The organism is Sorangium sp. So ce185 (genome assembly GCF_051526825.1).
Classification (GTDB): Bacteria; Myxococcota_A; Polyangia; order Polyangiales; family Polyangiaceae; genus Sorangium; species Sorangium cellulosum_D.
Genome location: NZ_CP150316.1, coordinates 535,287 through 550,970, shown reverse-complemented (window position 1 = coordinate 550,970; position 15,684 = coordinate 535,287). Strand labels below are relative to the sequence as shown.

9 protein-coding genes are annotated in these 15,684 nt (G+C 73.4%); 7 read left to right on the top strand and 2 right to left on the bottom strand.

The window, feature by feature from the left end:
* Positions 1 to 16: 16 nt before the first annotated feature.
* The 3 genes from cobU to WMF26_RS02110 are packed head-to-tail and all read left to right on the top strand — an operon-like array spanning position 17 to position 3,128.
* Positions 17 to 604, top strand: coding sequence for a bifunctional adenosylcobinamide kinase/adenosylcobinamide-phosphate guanylyltransferase (gene cobU / locus WMF26_RS02120; RefSeq protein ID WP_437998949.1), 588 nt, complete (start codon positions 17 to 19; stop codon positions 602 to 604).
* The gene (gene cbiB / locus WMF26_RS02115) at positions 601 to 1,539 is read left to right on the top strand and encodes an adenosylcobinamide-phosphate synthase CbiB (protein ID WP_437998948.1); all 939 of its coding nucleotides are present in this window, start codon (positions 601 to 603) and stop codon (positions 1,537 to 1,539) included. Before cobU ends, cbiB begins: the two co-directional genes overlap by 4 nt.
* Positions 1,536 to 3,128, top strand: a complete 1,593-nt coding sequence (locus tag WMF26_RS02110) for a cobyric acid synthase (protein ID WP_437998947.1) — start codon at positions 1,536 to 1,538, stop codon at positions 3,126 to 3,128. The genes cbiB and WMF26_RS02110 overlap by 4 nt, the downstream gene beginning before the upstream one ends.
* Positions 3,129 to 3,338: 210 nt before the next feature.
* Here WMF26_RS02110 and WMF26_RS02105 read toward each other — a convergent pair whose 3' ends face one another.
* Entirely contained in the window at positions 3,339 to 6,647 is a 3,309-nt protein-coding gene (locus tag WMF26_RS02105) for a cadherin-like beta sandwich domain-containing protein (RefSeq protein ID WP_437998946.1), read from the bottom strand.
* A 501-nt stretch (positions 6,648 to 7,148) separates the two neighbouring features.
* Here WMF26_RS02105 and WMF26_RS02100 point away from each other — a divergent pair.
* A complete protein-coding gene (locus WMF26_RS02100) occupies positions 7,149 to 8,093 on the top strand; it encodes a hypothetical protein (RefSeq protein ID WP_437998945.1) in 945 nt (314 codons plus the stop codon).
* A gap of 46 nt (positions 8,094 to 8,139) precedes the next feature.
* Here WMF26_RS02100 and WMF26_RS02095 read toward each other — a convergent pair whose 3' ends face one another.
* Entirely contained in the window at positions 8,140 to 8,766 is a 627-nt protein-coding gene (locus WMF26_RS02095; protein WP_437998944.1) for a hypothetical protein, read from the bottom strand.
* Positions 8,767 to 9,145: 379 nt separating this feature from the next.
* On the opposite strand from WMF26_RS02095, the gene WMF26_RS02090 reads away from it, so the two are divergent.
* The 3 genes from WMF26_RS02090 (at position 9,146) to WMF26_RS02080 (ending at position 15,669) form a co-directional block, all read left to right on the top strand.
* Positions 9,146 to 11,362, top strand: coding sequence for a DUF362 domain-containing protein (locus WMF26_RS02090; RefSeq protein WP_437998943.1), 2,217 nt, complete (start codon positions 9,146 to 9,148; stop codon positions 11,360 to 11,362).
* Between the two features lie 144 nt (positions 11,363 to 11,506).
* Positions 11,507 to 12,163: a regulatory protein RecX gene (locus WMF26_RS02085; protein WP_437998942.1), complete on the top strand. Its 657-nt coding sequence runs from the start codon at positions 11,507 to 11,509 to the stop codon at positions 12,161 to 12,163.
* A gap of 98 nt (positions 12,164 to 12,261) precedes the next feature.
* Positions 12,262 to 15,669 (top strand): ATP-binding response regulator, encoded by a 3,408-nt coding sequence (locus tag WMF26_RS02080; RefSeq protein WP_437998941.1) that lies wholly within the window; start codon positions 12,262 to 12,264, stop codon positions 15,667 to 15,669.
* Positions 15,670 to 15,684: the final 15 nt, after the last annotated feature.

Genomic DNA, 15,684 nt, shown 5'->3' with positions numbered 1-15,684 from the left:
CCAAGGAGCGGGCGCGATGACCCGGCGCGGCGCGGCGCCGCGGCGGGTCGCGCTCGTCGGCGGCGGCGTGCGCTCCGGCAAGAGCGCGTTCGCGCTGGCGCTCGGGCGCTCGCTCGGGGAGCGCCGCGCCTTCGTCGCGACCGCCGAGCCGTTCGACGACGAGATGCGCGCGCGCATCGACGCCCACGCCCGCGAGCGCGGCGACGCGTTCGTCACCGTCGAGGAGCCGGTCGCGCTCCCGGAGCGCATCGCCTCGCTCACCGGCGTCGACGTGATCGTCGTCGACTGCCTCACCCTCTGGCTCTCGAACCTGCTGCTCCGCGACGAGACCGAGGGCCGCGCGCCCGAGCGGATCGAGGCGCGCATCGAGGCGCTCGCGGCCGCCGTCGAGTCGGCGGCGCCCCACGTCGTCCTCGTCTCGAACGAGGTGGGCATGGGCGTGGTCCCCGAGAGCCGGCTCGGCCGGGTCTTCCGCGATCTCGCCGGCCGCACGCACCAGCGGCTCGGCCGCTCGGCGAGCGAGCTCTACGTGGCCGTGATGGGCGCGATCCTGCGCCTGCGCCCCGGGCCGGTCGCGCTCGTCGGCGGCGAGGACGGGCGATGACGGCCGCCGCGGCGCTGCTCCTCGCGGTCGCGCTCGACCTCGCCTGCGGCGAGCCGCCCGCCGCCGTCCACCCGGTCGTGTGGATGGGCTCCGCCATCGGCGCGCTGAAGCGCCGCGCGCCGCGGGGCGGCCGCGCGGCCGAGCTCCTCTTCGGCGCGCTCATGGCCCTCGCCGTGCCCTGCCTCTTCGCGGCGCTGGGCGCCTTCGCCACCGCGCTGATCGCCCCGCACCCGGTCCTCGGCGTCGCTTTGGCAGGGCTCCTTCTGAAGCCCACCTTCGCCCTCCGCGCGCTCCGCGACGCGGCCTTCGGCGTGCGCGACGCCCTCGCGGCCGGCGACCTCCCCGCGGCGCGCGGCGCCCTGCGCAGCCTCTGCAGCCGCGACCCGTCGGAGCTCGACGAGCCCGCGCTGGTCGCCGCGTCGGTCGAGTCGGTCGCGGAGAACGCGTCGGACAGCTTCGTCGCGCCGCTCTTCTATTTCGCCCTCTTCGGGCTGCCGGGCGCGCTCTTCTACCGCGCCGTGAACACCCTCGACGCGATGATCGGCTACCACGGCCGCTACGAGTACCTCGGCAAGGCGTCGGCGCGGCTCGACGACGCGCTGAACTTCGTGCCGGCGCGGCTCACCGCGCTCCTGCTCCTCGCGGCCGGCTGGCTCCGCGGCGCCGACGCGCGCCGCGGCCTCCTGGTGCTCCGGCGCGACGGCGGCCGCACCGAGAGCCCGAACGCGGGCCGGCCGATGGCGGCCATGGCGGGGCTGCTCCGGGTCGAGCTCGAGAAGCGCGGCCATTACCGGCTCGGCGACGCGATCGAGCCGCTCCGGCGGGAGCTCATCGACGAGGCCTGCCGGATCGTGGTGCTCGCGGCGCTGCTCTTCGCCGGGCTCGCGGCGGCCGCGCTGGCGGCGACCTCCCTCGGACAGGAGCTTTGGCGATGACAGCGCTCACGGTGATGGTGCAGGGCACGGCGTCCTCGGTCGGCAAGAGCCTGCTCTGCACGGCGCTCTGCCGGATGTTCCAGCGGCGGGGGCTCCGGGTCGCGCCGTTCAAGTCGCAGAACATGGCGCTGAACTCGTTCGCGACGGTGGACGGCGGCGAGATCGGCCGGGCGCAGGCGGTGCAGGCCGAGGCGGCGCGCGTGCCGCCGACGGTCGACATGAACCCGGTGCTGCTCAAGCCGGAGGGGGACTCGCGCTCGCAGGTGGTCGTCCTCGGCAAGCCGATCGGGAGCCTGCACGCGCGCGACTACTTCGCGTACCGGGGGGAGCTCAAGGAGATCATCGCCCGGTCGCTCGGGCGGCTCCGGGAGGCGCACGACGTCGTGGTGATCGAGGGGGCGGGCAGCCCGGCGGAGATCAACCTGAAGGACCGCGACATCGTGAACATGCACGTCGCGCGCGTCGCCGACGCGCCGGTGCTCCTCGCGGGCGACATCGATCGCGGCGGGGTGTTCGCGGCGCTGGTCGGGACGATGGCGCTGCTCGAGCCCGACGAGCGGGCGCGCGTCGCGGCGTTCGTGATCAACAAGTTCCGCGGCGACATCAAGCTGCTCGAGCCGGGGCTCGAGATGCTCACGGCGCGGACGGGGGTCCCGGTGCTCGGGGTGGTGCCGTACCTGAAGCAGCTGCGGATCGCGGACGAGGACTCGGTGTCGCTGGAGGGCCGGCGGCGGCGGGCGCCGGCGGGCCCGGGGGAGCTCGACATCGCGGTGGTCCGGCTGCCGCGGATCTCGAATTACGACGACGTGGAGCCGCTGGAGCACGAGCGGGGCGTGGTGGTGCGGTTCATCGAGCGGCCGGACGAGCTCGGCGCGGCGGATCTCGTGGTGCTCCCCGGGACGAAGAGCACGATGGCCGATCTCGCGTGGCTGCGCGAGAGCGGCCTGGCCGAGGCGGTGGCGGCGCGCGCGCGGCGGGGCGGGTGGACGCTCGGGATCTGCGGCGGCTGCCAGATGCTCGGCGGGGCGATCGAGGATCCGGAGGGCGTCGAGTCGGCCGAGCCGTCGGCGCGGGGGCTGGGGCTGCTCGACGTGTGGACGCGGTTCGAGCGGACCAAGACGACGGCGCAGGTGCGGGCGCGGATCGCGGGGAGGTCGTTCCTCGGCGCGGGGGGCGATGGAGAGGGCGGAGAGGGAGCGAGCGGAGAGGGAGCGGGCGGAGAGGGAGCGAGCGGGGGGGCGGGAGAGCTGAGCGGCTACGAGATCCACATGGGGCAGGTGGAGCGGGGGGGCGGCGCGCGCGCGGCGTTCGCGATCCGGTCGAGGAGCGGCCGGGCCGAGGCGGCGCTCGACGGGGCGGTGTCGGCGGACGGCGCGGTGGTGGGCACGATGATCCACGGGCTGTTCGAGAACGACGGGCTCCGGCGGTCGCTCCTCGCGGCCCTGCGCGCGCGGCGGGGGCTCGCCGCGCCCGCGGGGGAGCCGGCGATCCCGAGCCGGCACGAGGAGTACGACCGGCTCGCCACGGCCGTCGAGTCGAGCCTCGACCGGGGGCTGCTCGACCGGATCGTGGGGCTGGATCGGCGCTGAGCGGCGGTGGTGGGGAGCTCCGGTTCGCGGGGGAAGCGAAGGACTGGAGCCGTCGAGCCTTGGAGATGAGAATTCAACGCAAAGGTGCAAAGGCGCGAAGGCGCAAAAAAAGAGCGCAAAGATTCGGAGACGGAGAGATTTAGAGGCGTGTAGAAGCCCGCGATGGGCTCTCGGGGATAGTGAGAGCGCTCCCGCGGGCGATCGTCGCGGCTACCAGCTCGCCGTGTAGCAAGCGCCGCTGCCGTCGGCCGCGTCGTTCGCCCCGTCGCCGTCGACGCCGGTGGCGCTGCTGTCCTCCGAGGCCGCGGCGACGAGGAGCGTCGTGCCGGACAGGGCGAGGCGCGCCCCGAAGGCGTCCAGTGCCCCGGTGTTCGACGCCTTGATGTACGCGTCCTGAGACCACACGCCGCCGGAGCGCTCGAACAGGTACGCCGCCCCGCTCCCGGGAGCGCCGTTGTCCGACTCGAGCCAGCCCCACGCCGCGGAGCTGCTGTCCTCGCCTGGCGCGCCCACGGCGAGGAAATCGTTGTCGATCGAGACCGAGGCCCCGAACGCGTCGCCGCTCTCCGCGTTGGAGGCCTTGAGATAGGTGTGCTGCGACCAGCTCGTCCCGCTGCGCGTGAACACGTAGACGGCGCCGCTCCCGGGCGCGCTGTCGTCGGCCTGCGCGCCGTTCGCGCCCGTCGCGGCGCTCGCCTCACCGGTCGCGCCCACCGCGAGGACGTGCGCGGAGATCGCGACGCTCGCGCCGAACATGTCGCCCGCGCCGGTGTTCGACGCCTTCAGGTACGCCTGCTGGGCCCAGGTCGTCCCGGCGCGCGCGAACACGTAGACGGCGCCGCTCCCGGGAGCACCGTTGTCCGCCTGCGCGCCGTTCACGCCCGTCGCGGCGCTCGCCTCGCCGGTCGCGCCCACCGCGAGCGTGTCCCCGGAGATCGCGACGCTGGTGCCGAACGCGTCGCCCGCGCCGGTGTTCGACGCCTTCAGATACGCCTGCTGGGTCCAGGTCGTCCCGGCGCGCGTGAACACGTAGGCAGCCCCGGCCTGCGACGCGCCGTTCCCCTGCCCTCCGTTCACGCCGGTGGCGTTGCCATCTTCGGTCGGCGCGCCCACGACGAGCGTGTTTCCCGCGAGCGCCACCGCGTAGCCGAACTGATCCTGCGCCTCCGTGTTGGAGGCCTTGAGATAAGCCTCCTGAGACCACACCCCTCCGCTGGATCGGAAGACGTACACGGCCCCGGAGCCCGGCGCGCCGTTGTTCGCCTGATTGCCGTTCACGCCCGTGGCGCTGCTGTCCTCGCCCCGCGCGGAGACCGCCAGGGTGTCCCCGGACAGGGAGAGGCTGTAACCGAAGTAATCGTTCTCGTCGGCGGTGCTCGGCTTCAGGTACGCCTGCTGGACCCAGGAGCCGCCGTCCCGCACGAACACGTACACGGCGCCGCTGCGCTTCGAATTGTCGGTCTGGTCCCCATCGACTCCGGTCGCGGCGCTGCCCTCCTCGAGCGCGGACACGGCGAGCGTGTTCCCGTCGAGCGCGACCGCGAAGCCGAACTGGTCTCCTGGGTCCGTGTTGGACGCCTTGAGGTACGCCGAGGCCACCCCGCCGCGGAGGACCACCACGCCGTAGCTCGTCACGTCCCCGCTCGGCGCGGTCACCTCGATGGTGATCGCCGTGCTCCCGCCCTCGATCAGCGGTATCGGCGGCGAGGCGCTCCCGGAGGCGACGGCGATCCCGTTGACCGCGATGGTGGCCCCCTCGGCCGACGCCGTCGGCGTCACCTCGATCGAGGCGATTTGATCCTCGACGGACACGACATAGAGCTTCGACCCCGGATCGAAGGCCGGGCTCAGCGCTCCACTGGAGACCGCGAGCCCGGAGAGGCTCGCGTCCGCGCTCGCGCAGGCCCCCGCGACGCACGCCTCGCCCGCGCTGCACGTCGCGCCCGCGCTGACCCCCGCGCAGTCGCCGGTTGCGCCGCAGTAGGTCTCATCGGTCGACGGGTCGACGCACGCCCCGCCGCACGCGACGAGCGGCGGCGCGCACGAGGCCTCGCAGGCGCCGTGGGTGCAGATCTCGCCCGCGCCGCAGATCGCGCCCGCGTCGCTCCCGGTGCAATCGCCGCTCGCCCCGCAATGGTCGCGATCCGTGTCCGGGTCGACGCACGTCCCGTCGCACGCGACCAGCCCGCTCTGGCACGACAGCTCGCACCGCCCCGCGCCGTTGCAGATCTCCCCGGCCGCGCACGCCACGCCCGCGTCGCTCCCGGTGCAATCGCCGCTCGCACCGCAGTGGTCGCGGTCCGTGTCCGGGTCGATGCACGTCCCGCCGCACGCCACGAGCCCGCTCTGGCACGACAGCTCGCACCGCCCCGCGCCGTTGCAGATCTCCCCGGCCGCGCACGCCACCCCCGCGTCGCTCCCGGTGCAATCGCCGCTCGCCCCGCAATGGTCGCGGTCCGTGTCCGGGTCGATGCACGTCCCGCCGCACGCGACCAGCCCGCTCTGGCACGACAGCTCGCACCGACCCGCGCCGCTACAGATCTCCCCGGCCGCGCACGCCACCCCCGCGTCGCTCCCGTCGCAATCGCCGCTCGCACCGCAGTGGTCGCGGTCCGTGTCCGGATCGATGCACGTCCCGTCGCACGCCACGAGCCCGCTCTGGCACGACAGCTCGCACCGCCCCGCGCCACTACAGATCTCCCCGTCGGCGCACGCCACCCCCGCGTCGCTCCCGTCGCAATCGCCGCTCGCACCGCAGTGGTCGCGGTCCGTGTCCGGGTCGATGCACGTCCCGTCGCACGCCACGAGCCCGCTCTGGCACGACAGCTCGCACCGCCCCGCGCCATCGCAGATCTCCCCGGCCGCGCACACCTCCCCCGCGTCGCTTCCGCGGCAATCGCCGCTCGCACCGCAGTGGTCGCGGTCCGTGTCCGGGTCGACGCACGTCCCGCCGCACGCCACGAGCCCGCTCTGGCACGACAGCTCGCACCGCCCCGCGCCACTACAGATCTCCCCGTCGGCGCACGCCACGCCCGCGTCGCTCCCGGTGCAATCGCCGCTCGCCCCGCAATGGTCGCGGTCCGTGTCCGGGTCGATGCACGTCCCGCCGCACGCCACGAGCCCGCTCTGGCACGACAGCTCGCACCGCCCCGCGCCGCTGCAGATTTCCCCGGCCGCGCACGTCACGCCCGCGTCGCTCCCGGTGCAATCGCCGCTCGCACCGCAGTGATCGCGGTCCGTGTCCGGATCGATGCACGTCCCGTCGCACGCGACCAGCCCGCGCTGGCACGACACCGCGCACTCCCCCGCCCCATCGCAGAGCTGCCCCTCCTCACACGAGACGTCGCACGCCCCGCAGTGGGCCGCGTCGGTGGCGAGGTCGACACACACATCGCCGCACAATGTCTGCCCCGTCCCGCACAGGGGTGCTCCGCCGCTGGTATCCCCGGGGGAGTCGCTCGAGCAAGCCGCGAGGAAGATGGTGAGACCGAGGAGGAAGAAAATCCGCACGTGGGGCATGGTCAACCTCGATGGGGAGCCACGGCTCCGCCGGTCGAATCAAGGTCGGAACGGACGATTTCGCTGGACGAGGACCCGTGATTCGACGTGATGCCTGGCTGGTGCGCTCCGTCGCCGGATCGAACGCGGCATGAGGCGGCGCAGCGCCACGCGCGCTCGGAGAGGAGCGAGCGTCGAGACTAGACGATTCACGCCCGGCGAGGTCAACAGGAACGACGCCGCTCGTCCCGGCGCGACCTGCCCGCTCCCGCCGCCGCGGCGCCGCCGGCGCCCACGCCGTGCGCCTCCGGGGCCGCCGAGCCCGACGGAGCACGCCGCGAAGCAGACGAACCCGGCGGACGCCATTCCGTCGGCGCGGACGGCGATCGTCCCACGGGCCTTCGCGCCCCGGCGCGGCAAAGGAGCTCCCGGGCAGCCCCGCGGGGCTCGGCAGCCGACAGCATGGAATAAAATCGCGGCGACCCCGATGCCGGCGATTCGTGGACGACACACCCTGTCGCCATGATTCGACTCGGCTACGTCTGTCAGTCGCTCGGAATGCCGGAGCCCTCGCTGAAGACCGCCCAGCTCGGGCGCTATCTGAAGGGCCTGGTCGATCTCACGCCGATCTACAGGTACAACGCCGAGTACGTCCGGCGGTCCGTGGCGCACTCGACCGGCCTCGGCTTCACGGCGCACCGCATCTCCAGCGACCTCTTCCCGCTGCTCGACATCGCGCCGGGGGCGCGCATGCTGGTGCCGGATCTGCGCTCCGTCCGGCGCGCCGCGGAGCGGGGCGGCGTGCACCTGTCGAATCATCCGAGCCAGTTCGTGGTGCTCTCCTCACCGCACGAGGAGGTGCTGATGAACTCGCTCGCGGTCATGAACGACCAGGGCTGGGTGATGGATCTGCTCGGCGCGCAGGGCTCGATCACCCTGCACGGCGGCGGCGTCCACGGCGATCGCGAGCGCACCGCCGCCCGGCTGCGGGCGGGCATCGCCCGGCTCGCGCCGCCGGCGCTCGCGCGGCTCGCGCTCGAGAACGACGAGCGCTGCTGGACGGTGCCCGAGCTGCTCGAGGCCACCGGGGGCGAGGTGCCCATCGTGTTCGACAACCTGCACTGGGCCGCGAACCCGCGGAGCGCGCCGTTCGAGGTGGAGCTCGAGCGCGCCCTCCGCAGCTGGCCGGCCGATCGGGTGCCCGAGCTCCATTACAGCGAGCAGTGCAACGGCAAGCTGGCCGGGGCGCACGCCGAGCACATCACCGGGCGCGGGCTGCTCCGCTTCTGCGAGGAGGTCGCGGCGGCGTCGGACGGCCGCGAGGTGGCGATCCTCGTGGAGGCGAAGCAAAAGGATCTCGCCCTGATCCGCGCCCTCGGCGAGCTGACGAGGCGGCAGCGGGCGCGCATCGAGGGGCTCGTCCCGGGGCTCTCCGTCGCGCGGCCGCTGCAGGCGTGCTCCGCGTGAGCGGAGCACGGCGGCGGCCTGGAGCGGCTCCCGCGCGCGCCGCGGCTCACTGCTTCGTGAGCCGCATGTAGCTCTTCCCCGTCCCCGGAGCGCCGCCTTCCTCCCCGGCCTGGATGGCCATCGTGAGCGAGGATCCCTCCACGCAGAACGGCACCTCCTGCGCCGCCTCGCCGTCCGCCTGGACCGTCAAGCTCGAGCCCGAGACCGACCAGGTGCCCGCCCCCGTCGTGGTGGTCCCCTCGAGGACCAGGGTGCACGCGCAGCCCGCGCCCGCGGCTACGCACGACGCCGAGGAGAAGGACGCGGCGCCTTGCGCCAGGAGCTCCTGCATGGTCGCATCGAGCTGCGCGCACGTGATCGTGACGCCCTCCATGGTCAGGCACGACGGCGGGTACACGATCTTCATGGGCCCTTCCATCGTGGATGTCGTGACATAGGTGCTGTCGGGCTTGAACTCGGCCGTTCCGACCATCTCGACGCCGCTGATATCGATCGTCGCGTCGCAGGTCTCGGTGAGCTCCGCGAACATCGAGGGGTCGAGGCACGTCTCCTCGATGGTCCACGATCCGGTCGGGTCCCCGCCGCACGCCGCGAACTCTCCGCAGGCGGCGCCCCCGCCATCGCTGTCGCCGCCGTCGTCGCCGCACGCGGACAGCGAGAGCAGGGATGCCACGAGCAGGATTGAGCACGTAGAAAAGCGGGATTTCATCGGTTCCTCCAGGAAGGGTCGTCAAGAGAGCCCCAGGCCCCGCCGCGCGCGGCGCGGCGGCTGTCATGGCAGGGGAAGCCGCGCCTCCGATCGCGCCGTCACGGCAGCGCGGCTTCCGGACGACAAGGAATCGAGGCTCGTCCTCTGTACGCATCCGGGCGGCGGATCCCTTCCCACCTTGCACGTCGCCCCGCCGGGTCGGTCGCCGGAGCGGGCGTCATCGTTCATCCATCCATCCCGCGCGCGGTTCCAGGCACGCCCCCGGCGACCGCGCGGCGAGGCGCGAGCCCCTCGACGTTCTGCCTTCACCCGGGCGCCGTTTCGCTCCATCGTGCTCGCGAGGATGAACCGGATACCGACGTTCCACGGCCGCCGAGCACGGCGGTCTTCCCGCGCGATCGCGGCGCTCCCGGCGCTGCTCGCCCTGCTCTCGGGCTGCGAGGACCCGCAGCCCCAGCCGGCCGGCGGCCCCGGCGACGGCGGGCCCGCCGCCGCGCAGCCAGCGCCCGACGCGGCGCCGCCGGCCTCGGTCGCCGCGCCCGCGCCGGCGGCGAGCGCCTCCTCGTTCGCCGCCGCCTCCGCGCACCCGGCCGTGCCCACGGCCGTGCCCGCCGCGTCGAGCGACGTCGTCGCGGGCGCCTCGCTGCGGTACGACCCCGGCCCCTCGGTCATCGCGTCGGACAGCATCGACGGCGCCGCCCTCCGGAAGCGGCACGTCGAGCGCCTCAAGGCCGACGGCTCGCCCGTCACCGTGCTCCGCGGCCAGGGTCCCCTGGAGCTCGGCAAGCGCATCTGCGAGGCGGTGGTGCCCCGCCGGCCCGCGGAGACTCCCGTGCTCCTCAAGCCGAACCTCTGCGGGTTCGACAGCGTGAAGGACCCGGCGAAGCACAAGGGAGACGACGGCGTGACCGGCCGCATCACGCAGCCGGAATTCGTCCGCGGCGTCGTCCAGTGCCTCAAGGCGCGCGGGCACACGAAGATCACGATCGCCGAGGGATGCGGCCACTCGCACAAGTTCTGGAAGGATCTCGTCCAGCGGACCGGCTACGAGGCGATGGCCGCCGAGGAGGGCGCCGCGCTCGTCGCCATGGACGACGACGGGGTCTTCGACGTCGCCGGCGGCAAACCCGGAAAGCCCCTCGCGATCCGCGGCATCGAGGCGAGCCACGTCCCGACGCTGCTCATGCCCAAGGTGCTCGCCGAGCACCTCGATCGCGGGCTGTTCCTGTCGCTCCCGCGGCTCAAGATGCACCGGTATTCGGTCATCTCGGCCGGCATCAAGGGCATGCAGGGCACGGTCATGCTGTCGGACAGCGCGCCGGCCTACAAGCAGAAGTGGCGAATGCACCGCGAGCTCAAGCCCTACCTGGACGCGAAGGCCGCCGGCCAGGAGGACCGCGCGCTCTACCTGTCGTCGCTCCGCGTCTTCGCCGAGCGGATGGTCGACGTGCTCGAGATCTCGACGCCGGACGCCGTGCTCGGCGACGGCGCGCCGGCGATGGGCGGCGACGGCTTCCAGGTCCTGCGCCCCACCGCGGAGATGGTGGCGGTCGGCGGCACGAACCCGGTGCGGGTCGACCGGGTGGTGGCCGAGCTCCTCGGCGTGTGGAACAGCCCGGCGCTCGCGCGCGAGCTCGGCGGCCACCGGACATCGCCGCTCATCGACGCGGCGGCGAAGCGCTTCGGGCTCGATCTCAAGACGACGTCGATCGCGGGAGACGGCGCCGACCTCCTGAAGACCCCGAGGCCGGTCCACTACAAGGCGATGGCGCCCTTCCGGCTCGACTGGGAGCCCGGGCAAGCGCCCTTGCCGGGCGGCGGGCCCGCGAGGGGGTCGGAGCCCGCGCCGCCCCCGCGAGCGGCGCCCGGGGGCGCGCCAGACGGCGGGACCGCCGCGCCAGACGGCGGGACCGCCGCGGGCCCGGCGAAGCCGGAGGCGCGCGCGGCTCGGCTCCCGCCCGGAGAGCGGGTCGTGCTCGACGGCAAGGCGGACGACCCGGCCTGGGGCCGCGCGACGGCCGTCGCGTGGGACACCGATTACGCCGGCGAGCGCACCGGGTTCCCCACGCGGGCGCGCTTCCTCTGGTCCGAGGCGGGGCTCCACGCCCTCTTCGAGCTCTCGAACGCGGGGCTCAACACGGATCGATCGAAGCCGGTCGGCGAGGAGCGGAAGGGGCTTTACAGGGAAGACTGCATCGAGCTGTTCCTGACGCCGGATCCCGGCGCGCCGAAGCGGTACTTCGAGGTGGAGATAGGGCCGTTCGGTCACTTCTTCGATATCGCCGTCGACCGCGGCGCGCGCCTGGAAGACACGGCGTGGTCGAGCGGCGCGAGGATCGCGGCGCGCCAGAGCGCGGAGGAGCGCACGGCGGTCATCGAGGCGCTGCTCGCGGCGCCGGAGATCGTGAAGGCGCTCGCCCCGAACGCGCGGCTGCCCATGAACCTCTACCGGATGGAGGGCAAGGAGCCGCGGCGCTACCTCGCGTGGAGCCCTCCCCGCACGAGCAAGCCGAACTTCCATGTCCCCGAGGCGTTCGGCGTGCTCGTGCTCGACCCCTGACGCGACCGCCGAGCGACCGGTCACCGGGCGGCTGGCCGCGGCGGTCGCCGGGGCCTACCGGACCGCGGCGGTCTCCGGGCCCACCGGGCTCCGGGCCGAAGCGCGCTTGCGGCCCGCGCGGGCTGCGCCATCGTGCTCCCGCGCATGCCGATCATCACGGGGATCGTCCCCTCGCCGGACAAGCCAGGCCACGTCGTCATCCTTGTCGACGGGGTCGCCTTCGCCACCGTCCCCGAGGCGAGCGCCGCGGGCCTCGCGCCCGGGCAGGACAGCGCCGCCGCCGCGGCGGAGCCGCCCCGGAAGGCCGCCGCGGGCGAGCAGAAGACCTACGACCGGGCGCTGCGGCTCCTGTCGTTCCGGGCGCGGTCGGCCAGGGAGCTGGAGAAGCGCCTCATCGAGAAGGGCGAGCCCCGGGAGCACGTGGCGACCGCGATCGCGCGGCTCTCGGCGAATGGGCTCCTCGACGACGCGCGCTTCGCCGAGGCGAAGGCCCGCTCCGGCATCGTGGGCAAGCCGCGCTCGCGCCGCAGGATCGAGCAGGACCTGGCCCGGAAGGGCGTCGCGCGCGACGTGGCCGAGGCGGCGATCCGGCGGGTCATGGCCGACGAGGGGACGGATGAGCTCGCCGTCGCCGAGCGGGCGGCGCGCAAGAAGCTTCGCTCCCTCTCTGGCCTCGATTCGATGGAACAGCGGCAGAAGCTCTACGCGTTCCTGGCGCGGCAAGGCTACGCGCCCGACGTCGTGCGCCGGGCGCTCCGCGAGGTCCTCGACGCGCCGCCGCCCGAGGACGAGGGCGCGTAGCGCGGCTGCCCCGTTCGCCGCACTGGGCCGCCGTCTCACCCGGAGCGCACCGGCCTTTCTGCTCTTCTCCGGCCACCTTCCCCACGCTACAAGGAGCCATGTCGCTCAAGCAGGAGGGCCCGCCGCCCGATCGCGCGGACGCCCACGCCGTGCTCGCCGGCGGAGGAGAGATGGGCGCCCGCATGCGCGCGATCGACTGGTCGACGACGCCGCTCGGCCCGGTCGCGTCGTGGCCGCAGAGCCTGAAGACGTGCGTGCGCATCATCCTGACCTCGCGCCAGCCGATGTTCGTCTGGTGGGGCGACGCGCTCATCAACCTCTACAACGACGCTTACAAGTCGATCGTCGGCGGCAAGCACCCCGAGGCGCTCGGGCAGCCCGCGTCCGTGGTCTGGCGCGAGATCTGGGGCCAGGTCGGGCCGCGCGCCGCGTCGGCGATGCGCCGCGACGAGGGCACCTACGACGAGGCGCTCCTCCTCATCATGGAGCGGCACGGCTACCAGGAGGAGACGTATTACACGTTCTCCTACAGCCCGGTGCCGAACGATCAGGGCGGGACCGGCGGGATCATCTGCGCCAACACCGACGACACGCAGCGCATCATCGGGGAGCGGCAGCTGGCGCTCCTCCGCGACCTCGCGGCGCAGACCGCGAACGCGCGCACGTGGGAGGACGCGTGCGCGCACAGCGCGCGCTCGCTCGCGACCGACGCCAAGGATATCCCGTTCGCGCTCATCTATGTCGTCGACGCCGACAAGCAGCGCATGCAGCTCGCCGGGACCACCGGGATCGCGCGCGGCCACGCCGCGGCCCCGGAGACGATCGCGCTCGCGGAGGAGTCGCTCTGGCCGGTGGCCGAGGTGCTGCGCGGGCACGAGGCCTGCCGGGTCGTCGATCTGCCGCCGGACCTCCGGGATCTCCCGACCGGCGCGTGGCCGAGGCCGCCGGCGAAGGCCGCCCTGCTCACGATCTCCCCGTCGGGCGAGACCGGGCGCGCGGGGGTCCTGATCGTCGGGTTGAATCCGTTCCGCCTCCTCGACGACAACTACCGCGGCTTCCTCCACCTCGCGGCCGGCCAGATCTCGGCCGGCATCGCCAACGCGCAGGCCTACGAGGAAGAGAGGCGGCGGGCGGAGGCCCTCGCCGAGCTCGATCGCGCGAAGACGACCTTCTTCAGCAACGTGAGCCACGAGTTCCGCACGCCCCTCACGCTGATGCTCGGGCCGCTCGAGGACGCGCTCGCATCCTCGAAACGGAGCCTGTCGGGCGCCGATCTCGACACCGCCTACCGCAACGCGGTCCGCCTCCTCAAGCTGGTGAACGCGCTGCTCGACTTCTCGCGCATCGAGGCGGGCCGGATCCAGGCGTCTTACGAGCCGACCGACCTGTCCGCGCTCACCGCGGACCTCGCCAGCGCCTTCCGCTCCGCGATGGAGCGGGCGGGCCTCGCGTTCGAGGTCGACTGCCCGCCGCTGTCCGAGCCCGTCTATGTCGATCACGACATGTGGGAGAAGATCGTGCTCAACCTCCTCTCGAACGCGCTCAAGTTCACGTTCGAGGGCACGATCGCGCTCTCGCTCCGCGCTCACGGCGGTCGCGTCGACCTCACCGTGAGGGACACGGGGACGGGCATCCCGGATCACGAGCTCTCGCACCTGTTCAGGCGGTTCCATCGCGTCCAGGGGGCGCGGTCCCGCACCCACGAAGGGTCCGGGATCGGGCTCGCGCTCGTCCACGAGCTCGTCCGGCTGCACGGCGGGACGATCCAGGTCGCGAGCAAGGTCGCCGAGGGCACGTCGTTCACGATCTCCATTCCCCTCGGGACCTCGCACCTCCCGCAGGACCGCGTGAACGCCCGGCGGACGCTCGTGTCGACGGCGACGGGCGCGGCGCCCTTCGTGCACGAGGCGCTGCGCTGGCTGCCCGGGGCGGAGCCCGACAACGACGTCGCTCCGCTCGCGCCGGCGGGGCTGACCTCGCCGGTGGACGCCGCGCTCGCGGCGGGCCCGGCGGCGCGGATCCTCCTCGCGGACGACAACGCCGACATGCGCGACTACGTCGGGCGCGTGCTGCGCGATCGGTGGACGGTCGAGGCGGTCGCCGACGGCGTCGCGGCGCTCGAGTCGGCGCGCGCGTGCCCGCCGGATCTCGTGCTCACCGACGTGATGATGCCGAACCTCGACGGGTTCGGCCTGCTGCGCGCGCTGCGCGCCGAGGAGCGCACGAGGAGCGTCCCGGTGATCATGCTCTCCGCCCGCGCGGGCGAGGAGTCGCGGGTCGAGGGGCTCGAGGCGGGCGCGGACGACTACCTCGCGAAGCCGTTCTCCGCGCGCGAGCTCGTCGCCCGGGTGGCGACGCACCTCCAGATCGCGCGCCTGCGGGCGGCGGCCGAGCGCGAGCGCGAGAAGCTGTACGACCTCTTCATGCAGGCGCCGGTCCCCATCGCGGTGTTCGTCGGCCCCGAGCACGTCTACGAGGTCGCGAACCCGCCGTACTGCGAGATGGTCGGCCGGCCGGAGATCGTCGGCAAGAGCGTGCGCGACGTGTTCCCGGAGCTCGGCGAGCACGAGGTGATCGCGACCCTGGATCGTGCGCTGAAGAGCGGCCAGCCGCTGCACATCATCGAGCTGAACATCCCTATCGTGCGCGGGGGCGTGGCGAGCGACGCCTTCTTCAACTACGTCGCGCAGCCCATCCGCGACCCGTCCGGCGCCGTCACGGGCGTCATGGTGGTCGCCTTCGAGGTGACCGATCAGGTGCTCGCGCGGCGCCGCATCGAGCAGCTGAGCCAGCACCGCGAGGAGCTCATCGCCGCGCTCGCGAAGACGAACCAGGAGCTCGATCAGTTCGCCTACGTCGCCTCGCACGACCTCAAGGCGCCTCTCCGGGGGATCGCGAACCTGTCGGAGTGGATCGAGGAGTCGCTCACGGGAAAGATGGATGACGAGACGCAGGAGCAGATTCACCTCCTGCGCGGGCGGGTGCGCCGCCTGGAGGCGCTCATCGACGGGATCCTCCACTACTCGCGGGCGGGGCGCGTGCGCGGCGACACGGTCAGCGTCGATACCGGCCAGCTGCTCGCCGAGGTCGTCGAGCTGCTCTCGCCGCCGGCGGGCGCCCGGATCGAGATCGCCCCCGGGATGCCGACGATCCTCACGGAGCGCGTCCCGATGCAGCAGGTGTTTCAGAACCTCATCAGCAACGCCCTGAAGCACGCGCGCCGGAGCGATCCGCGGGTCGAGGTGACCTGCAAGGACGCCGGGGCCTTTTACGAGTTCGCCGTCACGGACAACGGGCCCGGCATCGCGCCCGAGTACCATGGTCGCATCTGGGACCTGTTTCAGACGCTCGAGTCGCGCGACAAGGTGGAGGGCACCGGGATCGGGCTCTCGGTCGTGAAGAAGGCCGTGGAGAGCCGCGGCGGGAGCGTGGGTGTCACGTCGCGCCCCGGCGAGGGAGCGACGTTCTTCGTGCGCTGGCCGAAGCGCGCGAAGGAGGAGGCGTGAGCGCGCGAGAGCCCC